Origin of the sequence: Paenibacillus sp. FSL M7-1046, from assembly GCF_038007405.1 — a bacterium.
Taxonomy (GTDB): Bacteria; Bacillota; Bacilli; order Paenibacillales; family Paenibacillaceae; genus Paenibacillus_AQ.
The window spans coordinates 5,730,110-5,744,668 of record NZ_JBBOXB010000001.1; the positions used below are offsets into that span (position 1 = coordinate 5,730,110).

19 protein-coding genes and 1 pseudogene are annotated in these 14,559 nt (G+C 48.6%); 16 read left to right on the forward strand and 4 right to left on the reverse strand.

The features are described from left to right. The 5 genes from NYE29_RS25525 to mobB all read left to right on the forward strand — a co-directional run bounded on the left by NYE29_RS25525 (position 1) and on the right by mobB (position 4,019). On the forward strand, positions 1-669 hold the full coding sequence (locus NYE29_RS25525) for a PspA/IM30 family protein (RefSeq protein ID WP_038592818.1): 669 nt from the start codon (positions 1-3) through the stop codon (positions 667-669). Positions 670-795: 126 nt separating this feature from the next. Further along, positions 796-1,206 (forward strand): DUF350 domain-containing protein, encoded by a 411-nt coding sequence (locus NYE29_RS25530; protein ID WP_340897975.1) that lies wholly within the window; start codon positions 796-798, stop codon positions 1,204-1,206. Positions 1,207-1,230: 24 nt separating this feature from the next. After that, a complete protein-coding gene (locus NYE29_RS25535) occupies positions 1,231-1,737 on the forward strand; it encodes a DUF4178 domain-containing protein (protein ID WP_076109570.1) in 507 nt (168 codons plus the stop codon). A 223-nt stretch (positions 1,738-1,960) separates the two neighbouring features. Further along, complete coding sequence (locus NYE29_RS25540) at positions 1,961-3,241, forward strand: molybdopterin molybdotransferase MoeA (protein WP_340897978.1); 1,281 nt, start codon at positions 1,961-1,963, stop codon at positions 3,239-3,241. A gap of 64 nt (positions 3,242-3,305) precedes the next feature. Beyond that, complete coding sequence (gene mobB / locus NYE29_RS25545; protein ID WP_340899801.1) at positions 3,306-4,019, forward strand: molybdopterin-guanine dinucleotide biosynthesis protein B; 714 nt, start codon at positions 3,306-3,308, stop codon at positions 4,017-4,019. A 141-nt stretch (positions 4,020-4,160) separates the two neighbouring features. Here mobB and NYE29_RS25550 read toward each other — a convergent pair whose 3' ends face one another. Together NYE29_RS25550 and xerS are read right to left on the reverse strand one after the other, a co-directional pair. Beyond that, the gene (locus NYE29_RS25550) at positions 4,161-5,033 is read right to left on the reverse strand and encodes a pentapeptide repeat-containing protein (RefSeq protein WP_340897979.1); all 873 of its coding nucleotides are present in this window, start codon (positions 5,031-5,033) and stop codon (positions 4,161-4,163) included. A gap of 102 nt (positions 5,034-5,135) precedes the next feature. After that, a complete protein-coding gene (gene xerS, locus NYE29_RS25555; protein WP_340899802.1) occupies positions 5,136-6,218 on the reverse strand; it encodes a tyrosine recombinase XerS in 1,083 nt (360 codons plus the stop codon). A gap of 167 nt (positions 6,219-6,385) precedes the next feature. Between xerS and NYE29_RS25560 the strand changes: the two genes are divergently transcribed. Together NYE29_RS25560 and NYE29_RS25565 are read left to right on the forward strand one after the other, a co-directional pair. Further along, positions 6,386-6,667 (forward strand): hypothetical protein, encoded by a 282-nt coding sequence (locus NYE29_RS25560; RefSeq protein WP_340897980.1) that lies wholly within the window; start codon positions 6,386-6,388, stop codon positions 6,665-6,667. Next, a complete protein-coding gene (locus NYE29_RS25565; RefSeq protein WP_076114647.1) occupies positions 6,649-6,876 on the forward strand; it encodes a hypothetical protein in 228 nt (75 codons plus the stop codon). The genes NYE29_RS25560 and NYE29_RS25565 overlap by 19 nt, the downstream gene beginning before the upstream one ends. A 71-nt stretch (positions 6,877-6,947) precedes the next feature. Here the strand turns inward: NYE29_RS25565 and NYE29_RS25570 are convergent, their stop codons facing one another. Further along, positions 6,948-7,097 (reverse strand): hypothetical protein, encoded by a 150-nt coding sequence (locus NYE29_RS25570; RefSeq protein WP_179091899.1) that lies wholly within the window; start codon positions 7,095-7,097, stop codon positions 6,948-6,950. Between the two features lie 368 nt (positions 7,098-7,465). Here NYE29_RS25570 and NYE29_RS25575 point away from each other — a divergent pair, with 368 nt between their 5' ends. The 3 genes from NYE29_RS25575 to NYE29_RS25585 are packed head-to-tail and all read left to right on the forward strand — an operon-like array spanning position 7,466 to position 9,562. Further along, positions 7,466-8,170, forward strand: coding sequence for a TetR/AcrR family transcriptional regulator (locus tag NYE29_RS25575; protein ID WP_076114648.1), 705 nt, complete (start codon positions 7,466-7,468; stop codon positions 8,168-8,170). Continuing rightward, positions 8,160-9,038: a hypothetical protein gene (locus NYE29_RS25580; RefSeq protein WP_083675979.1), complete on the forward strand. Its 879-nt coding sequence runs from the start codon at positions 8,160-8,162 to the stop codon at positions 9,036-9,038. The genes NYE29_RS25575 and NYE29_RS25580 overlap by 11 nt, the downstream gene beginning before the upstream one ends. Positions 9,039-9,076: 38 nt before the next feature. Then, entirely contained in the window at positions 9,077-9,562 is a 486-nt protein-coding gene (locus NYE29_RS25585; RefSeq protein WP_083675980.1) for a flavodoxin domain-containing protein, read from the forward strand. A gap of 699 nt (positions 9,563-10,261) precedes the next feature. Here NYE29_RS25585 and NYE29_RS25590 read toward each other — a convergent pair. Further along, positions 10,262-10,381: pseudogene (locus tag NYE29_RS25590) on the reverse strand (tyrosine recombinase XerS); the annotation flags it as partial. Positions 10,382-10,523: 142 nt separating this feature from the next. Between NYE29_RS25590 and NYE29_RS25595 the strand changes: the two are divergent. The 6 genes from NYE29_RS25595 (at position 10,524) to NYE29_RS25620 (ending at position 14,461) form a co-directional block, all read left to right on the forward strand. Then, positions 10,524-11,051, forward strand: coding sequence for a GNAT family N-acetyltransferase (locus NYE29_RS25595; protein WP_340897982.1), 528 nt, complete (start codon positions 10,524-10,526; stop codon positions 11,049-11,051). A 111-nt stretch (positions 11,052-11,162) separates the two neighbouring features. After that, positions 11,163-11,453: a hypothetical protein gene (locus NYE29_RS25600; RefSeq protein ID WP_144024487.1), complete on the forward strand. Its 291-nt coding sequence runs from the start codon at positions 11,163-11,165 to the stop codon at positions 11,451-11,453. A 60-nt stretch (positions 11,454-11,513) separates the two neighbouring features. Continuing rightward, a complete protein-coding gene (locus tag NYE29_RS25605) occupies positions 11,514-12,176 on the forward strand; it encodes a hypothetical protein (protein ID WP_340897984.1) in 663 nt (220 codons plus the stop codon). Positions 12,177-12,331: 155 nt separating this feature from the next. Next, positions 12,332-13,444: an AbrB family transcriptional regulator gene (locus NYE29_RS25610; RefSeq protein ID WP_076114100.1), complete on the forward strand. Its 1,113-nt coding sequence runs from the start codon at positions 12,332-12,334 to the stop codon at positions 13,442-13,444. 58 nt (positions 13,445-13,502) lie between these two features. Continuing rightward, complete coding sequence (locus tag NYE29_RS25615; RefSeq protein ID WP_076114125.1) at positions 13,503-13,961, forward strand: putative immunity protein; 459 nt, start codon at positions 13,503-13,505, stop codon at positions 13,959-13,961. Further along, positions 13,958-14,461 carry a hypothetical protein gene (locus NYE29_RS25620; RefSeq protein ID WP_076114101.1) on the forward strand — a complete coding sequence of 168 codons (504 nt, stop codon included), beginning with the start codon at positions 13,958-13,960 and terminating at the stop codon, positions 14,459-14,461. The genes NYE29_RS25615 and NYE29_RS25620 overlap by 4 nt, the downstream gene beginning before the upstream one ends. Positions 14,462-14,559 lie beyond the last annotated feature (98 nt).

The following is a 14,559-nucleotide window of genomic DNA, read 5'->3' on the forward strand; positions in this document are numbered from 1 at the left end:
ATGTCTATATTTAAAAGATTGCGTGATTTGACCATGTCCAATGTGAATGCGATTATTGACAAGGCGGAAGACCCGGTCAAAATGACGGACCAATATATCCGTGACATGACCGAGGATTTGGAGGATGCCGAGAAAGCGGTAGCTGCCCAGATCGCCATCGAGAAGAAATTCAAACAGCTGTATGAAGAGCAGGAAGCACTTGTAGCCAAGCGCAACCAGCAGGCGCATACGGCAGCCCAAGCCGGCAATGCCGATCTGGCCCGCCGCGCGCTGGAAGAGAAGAAATCTGCTGAAGTCAAGCTGGTGGAGTACAAAACAAGCTTCGATCAGAATAAAGCTTCGGCCGACAACCTGCGTGCCAAACTGGAGGAAATGCGCAAACAGCTCACCGAGATGAAGAACAAACGTGAGACTTTGGTAGCCCGCTTCAATGCCGCCAAGGCGCAAACTGAAATCAATAAGGCAATGAGCGGTTTCAGCTCTGACTCGGCTTCCGCCGGACTGAAGCGCATGGAAGAAAAGATGCTGCAAGCTGAAGCTCAGGCAGAAGCCAGCAATGAGATGAGCTCGGGCAATAAATCACTTGACGATGAATTCGAGAAGCTGGGCAAGGACCAAGCTGTAGAAGATGAGCTGGCTGCGCTGATGAAGCAATACGACAAACAATAGGATATGGACTTACCGGTCCTAAAGCCGGTGTTCACAGGCGAAGGGGAGACGGAACTAGCGGTTTCTCCTTCGCCTTCTCTATGTGGTCGGATAGAGCAGCAATCTGAATAAGCGGGGGCTAAAGCAATGGATTTCCAAACTCTGGTGTCCATGGTTGTATGGACGGTGAGCGGCGCAGTGCTTCTATGTGTACTGATGTTCGTGGATTCGCTGTTTACCCGTTATAATGATTTGGAGGAACTGAAGGCAGGCAATATGGCGGTCACAACGCGTTTCGTACTGAAACTGCTGGCACAAGCCTACATATTATCGGCTTCCATTTCCACTTCAAAGGGTCTGGGAGATGCGCTTATTGTCTCCGTAGTTTCCTTTGTTCTTTTGTTTTTCCTTGAAAAGGCAGTCCGTCTGCTGCTGAGCCGCTGGGGTAAGCTTAATCTTGATTATGGCACCCAGCTGGGCAAAATCGGTTATGGATTATTAGCTGGTTCGCTGCATGTAACAGGGGCATTAATTATTGCGGCTTTCATAAGAGGTTAAATATAACAGGAGGAATGATGGAGTTTGAGTATATGGAAACGTATTGGTAATCTTTTTTCCAAAACAGAAGCACCGGCTGCCCCAAAAAGTATGCTGAATCTCTCCCCGGGGGATATTTGCGAAGTGTCACTGGTTACTTATGAAGTAACGGGACGGACGAAAACCAGCGGCCGCAATGCAGTTGTCTTGACACTCCGTGACGGAAGCAAGATCTCCTATCTGTATATCGAAGAGCGTGAACAGCTGCAATACAGTCTGTATCAACCGATTGACGGGCGGCTGGATGATCCTGCCGAGGTACCTTCTACGCTGGAGCTGGATGGTTACACGTTCCACCTGGAGGAAGAATACGAAGGGTTCGCAGCGGTAACAGGACAGACGCCGTATACCAATGGCGGAGAGCAGCATGTCTGGCAGTACCAGTCTGATGATTACCGGCTGCTGCGTGTGGAATGGCAGAATGGGCGGTTTATGCTTTATGAAGGCGAAAAAGTCATTCCGGGAGATGTCAAAGTGATCCGGGCTTCGTAATTCAACACCTGTTTTCTGCATCCCAAATGGGGATTAGAGGATACCTGCGCTTCTATAGCGGGTATCCTTTTTGCTTTGTCTCACAAAGCTATGCGGAACGTACCGTGAGCAGACACTCATATCCAAATATCACTTTCCCGGGTCTCATGTTAAAATAGTTCTGTGCCGGAGCAGCAAACAGTAGGCACATGATGCCACATGAGACAATGGACGGAGGGTTCTTATGAATAGCAGACAGGATACGCCGGATCATAAATTTCATCGAAAAGCACTCCAGGTTAAAGAAGCGCAAGCCCGGGTGATTGAATATGCAAAATTGCTGGATGGTGAGGAAGTGCCGCTGAATCAGAGCTGCGGGCGTTTTTTGGCCGAGCCGGTGATTGCGCCGCATCCTTTTCCGGCATTTAACCGGTCAGGGATGGACGGGTATGCGCTGATCGCCGGGGATACCAAGGATTGCGGGCAGGACCGCGTGGTCTGGCTGGAAGTCGTGGATGATATTCCTTGCGGAGCTGTACCCGCTGTAAGTATAACGTCCGGAACAGCCGCGCGAATTATGACAGGGGCGCAGGTGCCCGAAGGTGCGGATACGGTTGTGATGCTGGAGATCACGGAAACCCGGGAAGAGGGTGGCAAAAGTTTTGTCGGACTCCGCAAGCCGCAGCAGGCTGGCCGCAATATCACTCAGGAGGGTTTTGAACTGAAGGAAGGAGAGCTTGTACTTTCTGCAGGAGGGAAGATTGCTGCAGGTGAGATCGCTGCGCTGGCAGCGCTTGGAGTTCATACCGTCAAAGTACTTAGACGGCCTAAGATCGGGATTTTTGCTACGGGTACTGAGCTTTTGGAGGTAGATGAGCCACTTCAACCCGGCAAAATCCGCAATAGCAACTCACCGATGCTGGAAGCGCTGGTGCGGGAGACCGGGGGGGAGCCTGTCATGCTGGGTGCGATCATAGATGATTTGGAGCTGGCCCGGAGCAAAGTGCAAATGGCTCTGGATAGTTATGACATGGTAATCACTACGGGCGGGGTATCGGTGGGGGATTACGATATTATGGGTGATCTGGTCCGGGAGAACAGCGGCGACATGCTTTTTAATAAAGTTACGATGCGCCCGGGCAGCGTCACAACAGCCGCTGTTCGCGGAGGCAAGCTGCTGCTGGCACTATCCGGCAATCCCGGAGCCTGCTTCGTGGGTTTTCAGCTGTTTGCGAGGCCGGTCATTTCTCTGATGCAGGGGGCTACGCTGCCTTTTTTGCCGGAATGGACGGCTGTGCTTGGCGCAGATTATTCGAAGGTGAACAATTATACACGTTATGTGCGTGCAAGGCTGGAATTCCGTGACGGCTGCTTGTATGCCTATCCGGCAGCAATCGACGAATCTTCGGTCATGGTAACGATCAAGGACAGCGACTGTCTGATTGTCGTTCCGCCGGAAGAGCGCAGCTTAAGCACCGGCGCCAAGGTAAGAGTGCTAAAGCTGCCGGGAGAACTTCAGGGCTGAATGGACTCTGACAGCAATGCGGGAGCGTGCGGGAATTAGAGATCAGGGGTGAAGCAGAAACGTGATGAAACGGGGCAAGAAAAGAAGTCAAACGGATCTTGACTTTGCACGGCTGAATATTGGCAACTCATGGCTAGAACGAGGCAGGAATGGAAAGGGCAAGAACAGCCATACCTGCAGCAGAAATTCAGGCAGGACAAGCCGTTATCGCGCGGGAAGTCCTCAAACGGAAGAGGAATCGACTGGTGGAGGCAGCAAGAGTCAACCTGCCGTATGCCAGATTGTCGGCTATAAAAACAGCGGCAAAACTACGCTGATCTGTGACTTGATTCCGCTGCTGCAGCGGCACGGCTGCACAGTGGCGGTGATTAAACATGATGCCCATGACTATGATATGGATCATCCGGGGACAGATACCTGGCAGCAACGGCAGGCCGGAGCATCCGCAATTGCCATCACCAGCGGCAGAAAGACATCGGTGATCGAAGAACGCAGCAGCAGTTTGGCAGAGCTGATTTTAGCTTTTTCCAGCTATGATTATGTGCTCGTTGAGGGCTTCAAACATGAAGCTTATCCTAAAATAGTACTGGTTCATAACGAAGAAGACCTGAGCCTGCTGAAAAATGCGCAGAATAAGGTCGCTGCCGCATTATGGGAGGAAATGAAGGACAAAATGCGGATTGAGCCGGGAATCCGGCAATTCAGCATCAACGACAGTGCGGCAATTGCTGATTTTTTGTGGCAGCAACGAACTTATTTTCAAAATTTCAACATATGAAAAATTCACAATAGAAAACCCAAAAAATTCAGTCCGCGCTTCATTGAACCGTCTCTTCAAAATCAGGTCACAAGGAGCAGCAGCCCCAGTTCTCCATGGTAATGGAAGACTGGGGCTGCTGCATTGCTTATGCTGTTGATTCTATGTCCAGTGACCAGGTCGGACAAGCGCTGGAGGCAGCTTGGTTAAGGTATTGCCCTTGGCTGCATTAAGCTGTGCCTGTGTAAGAAACAAGCTGCCGGTCAGATCAGCTCCGCTTAGGTTAGTATCCCGGAAATCTGCGCCAATGAGGTCAGCAGCCTGCAGATTTGCACCGCTGAGATCAGCAGCAATGAGATAGGCCCCCCGCAGGCTTACGCACCGCAGATCCGCACCCCTCAGTTTGGCGCCGATCAGATCCGCGCCGCGGCCATATTTTGCTTGTCGTTTGGGAACCGACTTCAGCTCCCGGCGGGCCGCATCACGCACAATTTCACTGGTACGCAGGAGCAGCTCGTTGACTTCCCCACGGTGTGCAGCAACATCCAACTCCAGCAGCGCCTCGGCCTTCAGGTTCGTGAGCTGTTCGGTCTTCTCCAGAGCGGTTGACAGTGCACTATGAAGCGGGGCGGCCGACTGGAAATGGAGTGCTTCGGTGAGATACCACAGCAGTTCATGTAGCTGACGCATTACCGGGAATACCTCGAACATCTGTGATGATGTTTTGGGTGCCTGCCGCCAGTCCTTGCCGCCATAGGTGATTTGGGATACCTTTTGGCCTGCTCCAAAGCAGTCATACACCGTGCAGCCCCGAAAACCCTTGTCTCTCAGAGCGGTATGAATACCGCAACGGAAGTCCGTCTGCAGATTGGGACAGGGCTGTCCAGCGTTCTTGTTCATCGCGAAGTCTACCGAAACTGCAAAGGGCAGCGCCGCACAGCATAAGCCAAAACAATTCTCGCAGTCTGATTGCAAAACGAGAGAAGCTCCGGCCGGGCCGGATGGTGAATAATTGTAATTGTAATTCTCTGACATGGGTATGCTCCTTACAGTACTAAAAATTAAATTCTCATCAACATTAGATCAAAACTCTGCTGAATGCAGCTTAACTGGTTCCTTCCGACCACAGTGATGCCATCAGCTTTCCACACGCCGCTCAATCGCTTCGGACATGGTTTTGTCGGTAAGATGGGCATAGACTTCGGTAGTTTCGGTCGAAGCGTGTCCAAGCTGCTCCTTGGTTTTGTAGATATCATTTTGCAGATAATAGTCCGTGGCGAAAGAGTGCCTCAACTTGTGCACAGTCAAATACGGCTTTCCGAAACGTTTGGCGTATTTGATAATCATCTCTTGAATCGCCCGTTTTGTCATCCGTTTCCCTTCCTGGCTGCCATTGGGCAATGCAATGAACAACGCCTTTTCCCTCTTTGGCGTCTTGTAGCGGGCCTGGCGGAGACTTAGATACAGCGAGAGATCATCCTTGGCCTGCTCGCGGAAATACACAGGTGTCTTGAAGGTCTCGTCATTGTTGCCCTTGCGGTATACATAGAGCAGCTTGTTGTTCACATCCAGATCATCCACGTTGAGATTAACCACCTCGGATACACGCAGGCCGGAGTTCAAGATCAGACTGGCGATGCAGGCATCCCGTTCCCGGTTCAACTGAAAGGAGTAATATGCCTGCTTGTTAGCCTCAACATCTCTGCCATAACCTTCATAAATGTAACCTACGAATTCCAGCAGTTCCTCGTCTTCGAGAATTTTCCCCTTTAGCTTGGCTGCGGTATCTTTCGGTTTATGAATACGTTTGATTTCCACCTTGGCCATAATATTACGCTTCAGCAGCGGGTAGAAATTCTCATCTTCGGCAATCTGGCTCAGGTAATGGAAGAGGGAGCGCAGAGCGGACAGCTTGCGGGATACCGTCACCCGGGTGTTCGTTCCTTCGGCGCGGGTAGTTAAATGCAGCCGGTAGCCGACAATACTGTCCATATGGAGTGTTTCCAGATCAAGCAGAGTGATTTCAGCATTACTGCCGGCCGTAGACAGTCCTTCCACACGCAGCCACCCAAAAAAAGATTCATAATCGCGGATATACTCCAGTAGGGTTGAAGGCGACAGATCCGGCCGTTTATAGTCAATGAATTGCTGTACAAACCATGGCATAAGATGCAGCCTCTGGTCGAGATTTTTCCGGTCGCTGTTTTTTTGAATGCTGATAACAATCACCTTTTTCATAGTTTGCTTAGGTTTGGAGTGTTGCGGTCTAATCTATCTTATCATGTTTTGTGCTGCACCGGGAATGACAGGCAGGCGGCTTGCTCCAGAAGTGACAAAGTTATATGATGTGAAGTAAACGTGAATGGCAGAGGTGAGGGCAGTACTACATGACTGAATTTTTTGTGATGCAGAAATACCGCCGCAGCGGTGTAGGCACATGGGCAGCCCACCGGTTGTTTGATATGTTTCCGGGTGACTGGAAGGTGTCGCAGATCCGCGCCAATACACCTGCCCGTAACTTCTGGCACCGGGTGATCGGGTCCTATACAGGAGGCGAGTTCCAGGAGCGCTTCAACTCCTGGCAAGGTAATCCCAGTCAATATTTCAGCAAGCCTGGGCGGCAGGGGATAAGGAGAAGTTCGCCACAACTATGTATTCACCGCTGCTAAATGAAGATCTCCAGTTTGTCCTGGATGAGAAGAATGTTTATCATTTCTATGAATTGACTCTGACAGCCATCCCCGTGGAAGGGACCAAGCGGGCCAGCTTCTGGGTCAGCTATTATCGGATGACCTCCGAGGGCTACATTGTTGACGAAGGGAATGTTATTTCTCTGCTCAAGAAGCAGGGTGAGTGGAAAATTGCCAGTATTGATTAGCCGGACCCGATGTGCTTAGGGTGCCTGTTGTTTGAAAAGAAGCAACTCAAATGAGCTGCTTCTCAGTACCGTTATTGTTTATATTTTTCTAATACACTTTTCTTCAGTTCATTATATTGATCATTTGTAGCTTGCATTGTTTTTTCTGCTATATCCGTTCCGGATACCTCATGCTTACCTTGTTCCAGAGCATTAACCCAATATCCGCCAAGCTTCTTCATGTTTTCCACCCCCATTTTGGCCGTATGATGCAACAGATGAATCAACCCAACAGGATTGCTTGCCCCACCTGATGTACTATGATTAGACGTTTCGAATGAGCAAAATTTTTCCAAATTTTATTCAATAATTATGTTAACTTAATTCGGCAACTGAATGATAAATCTAAAGCTTGGGATGCCCGCCGGGGCTATCTCAGGCTTTATTTCTGTTAGGAAATTATACAGTTTGGAAATGAGATTCCTTAAGAATGTCAAAATAATCACATCCCGCAGCAGTATAGTGCCATATAATGTATATTGAACACTGTTTAAAAACATTGCAGTGTTAAATTCGCTGATCTAAACGCAAATGGAGGAATTTTGAAATCATGAGCAAAGAACAAAGGCAAGAGCAGGAACGCGAAGCGATGCGTCATTTGATTCTGACAACAGCCGGTGAGCTGGTGGCCGAGAAGGGGATCAAGCAGTTATCTATCCGCAAGATTGCTAAACGGATGGACTATTCCGCCGGAATCATTTATCACTATTTTCAGGGAAAGGAGGCTATTGTGGAGCAGCTTCTACAGCAGGGGTACAGGGAGTTGATTGATGGACTAACAGCCCGATTACACACTTCGCAGAATGAAGAATCGGCTGAGGAAAAGCTAAGCCAGTCGCTGTCGCAGTTCATTCGGGTGACAACAGCGGAGGAATCCCAGTACCGGAATGTGATGCTGAATGATTCACCAGCTGTGCTTAACCACACGGCAGTGCTGCATAAAGGGGCTGCACTGGAGCACAATGCGATCAGCATGCTCTGTAGTATTCTTCGCCAATTCAAAGGGATGGATGCCTGTAAAGAGGAGGAAATGGAGCTTACCGCCCAGGTGATCTGGAGCGCGGCATTTGGACTGATCATGAGGCTGACCGTCGAGAAAGAGCTGCCGGAGGAGCAGAAGGAGACCCTGATCGCGCGGCATGTTGAGGCCATGCTTCTAATTGCGGGGGGGCTGGAACGGTTCCGTCCTTTAAAAGGACGGCAAAGCCGTTTCTGCTTGACTATTCGACCAGGGGGAGACGCCGATGGAATATAGACGGTCAGTTGGCATTTTAACGGGTTTAATTATTCTCCTTGCGATAATTGCGTCGGGGTACGGATTGCTGTCAGGTCACGGCCCGGAGGCGGCAAGAAGGTCTGAATCTTTTACCTCTATCTGGGGTGACAAGGTCGAATTATATGGTAGTGGGATATATAAACACGATTCAGTTTCCGCTGCTGCTCAGGCTATAGCCCAGGATGGAGTTACGCTGGTATTGGGGGTTCCTTTGCTGGTTGTGTCACTGGTTATGAGCTTCAAAGGGAGGGTCAGAGGACGTTTGCTGTTAGCTGGAGCTTTGGGATATTTTACATATACTTATGCGTCTTACAGCTTCCTGTCTATGTACAATCATCTGTTTCTAATCTATGTCATGTTGTTCTCAGCCAGCTTATTTGCTTTTATTCTGACACTGTTGTCCCTAGAGCGGGAGAAGGTAGAACGTTATTTTAAACACAGTTTACCGGCCACAAGCATAGGCGTTTTCCTGCTGTTTACCGCGTTTATGATTATGATGTTATGGCTGGGCAGGCTTGCTAGTTCTTTACGGCAAGGGACAGCCCCTGTAGGGTTGGAGCATTACAGCACATTAGTGATTCAGGCACTCGATTTAGCTATTGTTGTTCCGCTCACGGCAATTACCGGGGTACTGCTCATTCGCAGGCGGCCTTATGGTTATCTGCTTGCTTCTGTAGTCATAGTGAAAGCCGCTGCTCTCCTAACCTCCATCACAGCCATGATCATTGGGATGCTGAGGGCGGGAGTAAGTGTATCTACAGTAGAGTTGGTAGCGTTCCCTGCGTTTCATTTGGGTGTTATTGTTTGTTTGTACCTTGTATTGAGCAATGTACAGGAACCGGGATAGTCTTCAAACTCATTACCCATAGAATAGGGGCGGATATTATGAGGAATAGGACATTGATTATGTATGCCAGTAAATATGGATGTACAGAGAAGGCCGCAATGCTTTTGAAATCCAGGCTTGGAGAGGCTGAGGTTATGAATCTAAAATATGCCGAAGTGCCGGCTCTGGCTTCATATGACACGGTAATTCTGGGCAGCTCCATCTACTTTGGCAAAATCCGCAAGGAAATGGCGTTGTTTACGTCCAAATATCAGCAGGAGCTGTTAAACAAGAGGCTGGGGTTGTTCGTCTGTGCAGGAATGACAGGGGAGAAGGCGGAGGAGGAACTGAAGCAAGCTTATTCTGAGGTTTTGTACAACAAGGCACTCGCCAAGGAGATCCTGGGTGATGAGATTGATCCGGAGAAAATATCAACATTGGACAGATGGATTCTGCGCATGGTCAAGGGGAAGGGGCACGAAGCTGGAGCTGGATTATCGGTGGATAAGCTAGACAAATTCGTGCTTACAATGTCCCGGAGTTGAGGGGAAGCAAGCCAATGGCAAGGAGTATCATACGGATGCGATGAAAGAGCAAAAGAGCGGCAGCAAGAACAGATGATTCTGTTCAAATATAAGGATGTATAGGTTTCTGCTTGAAGTGCTGACGCTGTATTGATTTTGGGAAGGTAACGAATTCCATTCTTCTAAATAGCCCTCATAAGTCAACATAATAATAATTATGGTAACAACCTTCCGGTTTTGTCTAAAAGAAATAAATCACGAGCCGTCGGCATCAACGAATAAGTCCTCTTTCTCCACCTAACTATAAAAATTCATTATATGAAAAATGCATAATAGAAAAATCAAAACCTAATGCTCCATCTAGCCCATTCGCCCACCTACAACACATATCTTTACCTAATCACAATCACCAGGAAAAAGGATGAAATCACATAACGGGCGGCAAAAGTCAACGGATTCAATCGCGATGTACTTCCATTCAAGTATGCATGAGAGCTGTAAGCTGATCCGTCAGCATGGACGCCATCTCCAAGGATTTCAGCGCATGTTGTAAGGAAAGAGTTGAATCTGTTCCATTCTGCAGACACTGGAGAGCATGACGCAAGCTTTTTTCATAGGGATTGTTCGGGATTAGCGGAATATCCACTTGGCCCTCGGAAGTATAGCTGGTTAGGCTGGCCTCGATATTACCATCCGCAGTTCATAATCACGGATATACTACAGTAGCGTAGAAGGGGACAGGTCCGGACGCTTATAGTCAATGAATTGCTGTACAAACCATGGCATAAGATGCAGCCTCTGGTCGAGATTTTTCCGGTCGCTGTTTTTTTGGATGCTGATAACAATCACCTTTTTCATAGTTTGCTTAGGTTTGAAGTGTTGCGGTCTAATCTTTCTTATCATGTTTTGTGCTGCACCGGGAATGACAGGCAGGCGGCTTGCTCCAGAAGTGACAAAGTTATATGATGTGAAGTAAACGTGAATGGCAGAGGTGAACCTAATGGAGCTTGGAATCGAACTGGTTCCCAAGGAGCAAAAGCAGACAATCAGCAGACTCATGCAATTCTATCTGTATGACTTTACCCGTTACCTGGATCTTGAGGTAGACCGTGATGGCGGCTTTCCGGAGTATCCCGGACTTGAAGCCTACTGGAACAGCGGCAACAATAAGTTCGCTTATTTGTTTACGGTGGATGGGCATATTGCCGGATTCGCACTGGTGGACCGTCTGCTTCGCAACCCGGAAGGGCAGTACTACATGACTGAATTTTTTGTGATGCAGAAATACCGCCGCAGCGGTGTAGGCACATGGGCAGCCCACCGGTTGTTTGATATGTTTCAGGGTGACTGGAAGGTGTCGCAGATCCGCGCCAATACACCTGCCCGTAACTTCTGGCATCGTGTGATCGGCAGCTATACGCATGGGGAATTTAAAGAGCGCTTTAATCCAAAGCAAGGCAATCCCAGTCAGTATTTCAGTACATTAAGTATTAATGGGATTAAAAAATAAATTGTGCTTCACTCTAAGTGGCTTTCATTCACAACGTTTCTCTCATACTGTTTGAAACCGCAACTTTCGCTGTTTTCCAGCGTCTGGTAATTGAGGTGGATTTAGATGGCCATGACGAAACAAAAATTGTGGATCGCCTGTATTGCGCTATCGTCCGCGTTATTTACGGGTTGTAACAATGATGATGACAAGCTTGCGAATGTGCCTCCTGATGCAGCACAAGGAGCGGTTCAGACCGGTGTATCCTCAACTTCTGAACCCTTGCCAACTGCATCTGCGAAGGGCAGAAGGGCTATTGTACAAGCCACAGATCAGCCTGCTGACAGGTCCATCGCGCTAATGCAGGCTGACGTTCCGGAATATAGTGGCGGTGGAAGGTCTTACATCATTGAAGGGGAATAAGTTTCTGCTGATTTTTCCGCCCATCGGACCTTGCCGCTTGGAGTGTTGATGCCGGAAACGATGAAACGTTTTGAAGCCGGTGGGGTAACGGCCTGGGGGACTGCGGATGAGCAGAACTTTATATCTCTCTTTGCCGAAGAAGCCAAGCTGAGTCTAACAAACAGTGACGCGGGGTTGCTTAGGTACAAGGAATATATGGGCAATTACAGGACTGGGAATGCGACGGTTGATGTATTTTCCGTTGAGGCGAAGGGGAAGCGCTACATCGCTGAGATCCATACTATGGCAGAACAGCGTGAGCATCTGCTTCCGGTATTTGTTAACATGCTTAAAGATCTGCAGCATATGGAGAAAAAAGCTCCAATTGTACCCGGCGTCTTTGTACAGATACCGGATGTAGGCAATAGTGCTGAACATAAGCAGGTTCTTCAGGAGGTAATGGACTGTCTGGAGGCGATAGCAAGTAAGAATAAGGAACAGTTCAGCGCTACCATGTCTTCGTCGACAACTGCCGAGCGTCTGCTATCCTTTGTTGAAAACTCTTCAACATACCATTTTTATGAATTGACTTTGATGGGGATTCCCTTTAAAGACGAGAAATGGGCCGGCTTTCAAGTGGATTATTACCTGATGGATGATGAAGGATATATTGCCGACCGGGGGTTCACGATTGTTTTGCTGCCTAACAAGCAGGGAGAATGGAAGATCGAAGACATCGACTAGCACAGGAAGCAAAAGGGGTAAACCTAACTGACTCATGCCAGCATAAGATGACGGCTCCATGATAGAGTATATGTAGACGTGCCGTCAGCATCCGGCGCGTCTTTTTTCTCGGAATATAATGTGGATTTGATAGAATTATGAAATGAGGATTCAAAATGGAACTAAGTAATCTAAGTAATAGTACACGCAGAACAGCCCATTTTCTCATTACGCTGCTGACTGCCTTAGCCGGCGGAGAATTGTTTATGCTGTTAAATCTGCCGATCCCCTGGCTGCTTGGGCCGATGCTTGCCACATTAATCGGAGCAAATCTAGCAAAACAGTACTACCAGTGGCCTGGACAAGTAAGGAATACCGGGATGATCATTGTCGGCTATACTATCGGGTTGTCTTTGACCGGTTCAGCGATGGGGGAGATGGCCCGTCAGCTCCCTTCCATGCTGCTGATGACGGTTCTGCTGCTGTTGTTCTGTGCCGGTATTGCCTTAATTGTCTCCAAAGTATCGGGTAATAACTATAAAACCATTCTGTTGGGCAGCATTCCCGGCGGGTTGACGCAAATGCTGGTGCTGGCGGAAGAATCAGAGGATATTAATCTCACTGTAGTGACCGTTATCCAGGTTATTCGTCTCATGATGATCATCCTATGTGTGCCTTTGCTGATCTTTAGTCCGCTGTTTGGCAACAGCTCCACTGCTGGTGATGCCATTTCCCTGACTACAGCTAACCCAGCTACGTGGAATGGTCTGTTTCCGAACATCCTATACTTTGCTGTTGCCTGCACATTCTGCGGAATTCTGGGTCAAAAGATCAAGTTCCCCACTGCCTATCTGCTCGGACCGGCAATCATTACCTCGATGTTGCAAATCAGCGGGCTGCACGGTCCCCGGCTTCCTTCCCTTTTGCTGAATGCCGCTCAGCTGATGATCGGAGTTTATGTCGGGCTGCTGCTCGACCCGCGAAAACTTAATAATAAGGTGTTGACCTTAACGCTGGCTGTAGGAAGCAGCATCGTGCTTATCGGGGGCTCATACGGACTCAGTTCTATTTTTGCTTATCTGGAGTCGGTGTCAGGTGCTACAGCAATGTTGAGCTTGGCGCCCGGCGGAATGGACCAGATGAGTCTGATTGCCCATGAAGTGGGAGCAGACTTGCCGACCGTAGCGGGTTACCAATTATTCAGGACGTTTTTTATGTTTTTCGCTATACCGCCATTATTTAAACTTATCTTTAGGGAGAGGAAAACACAGTCCTCAACTGCTGGTTGACATAAACCATATTATGTTAACCTAATATCCATTCAGGGAGGTTCCATAATTGAGGAACGTGAAATTTATTGATACCGACAAGGGGAAAACGATTGGTGAACTTCAAAGTGTATTTGAGCACAAAACACTTGTCTTATGGGCTGTTGATTGCGCTGAGCGGGTACTCCCGTTTTTTGAAGAGAGGCACCCGGATGATAAACGTCTTCGGGAAGCTATTGAGGCCGGGCGTGCCTGGGTGCGCGGTGAGTTAACGATGAGTGAAGCACGTAAAGCCGCTTTTGCCACCCATGCAGCGGCCCGTGAGGCCGAGGGGGATGCTGCATGCGCCGCAGCCCGTTCTGCAGGCCAGGCCGCAGCCTCCGCTCATGTAGCCGGACATGCCATTCACGCAGCTACCTATGCTGCCAAAGCTATAACCTACGGATCTTACCCCGCAGATAGAAATAGCAACACGGCCAAAGAACGTGAGTGGCAACTCCAGCACCTGCTTGATCTGAAGAATGGAGGGGAGAAATGAGAACACGCAGATATTTTGGCATATGGATCGGCTTTATGGTACTGATTCTAGTGGGCTGCAGTAAAGAACTTGCAAGGGATGAACAAACTGCACATGACTATGTTAAGGCGCAAGGCTATAAGATCATCTCTACAGAAGACGAGACTTTTGAATATACGTTGACCAAAAAGCTGCTGTATGGAAGTCCGGAATCGACCCCTTATCAGCAGATGTGGGGTGTTCAAGCCGTTTCCCCGGATGATTATCTAGGCAAAAAAATAACCATTTATAAGTTCACCGTATCTAATCATCCGCTTGAAAAAATATATCTGACGGATACCACCAATGTTAACATTCTGATGGCCGATGGAGAAGTGATTGGCGGGACTTCGTTCCCGCTTAAAGAAGGCGAGTTGCTGATGGGCAGCGCCTATTCGTTGGACGGAAGGACGCTTGAAGAAGTGACAGGTCTAACCTTTAAGGAATGGTCTGAGGATTGGAAAAAGAGATACGGTAATTAAACATCTATTTCATAGATAGCCTATTTCATTATATGCACCGCTGCTGATCCATTCAAAAGCTTCATACATGTTGACAATACGAGTTGTACAGATATATA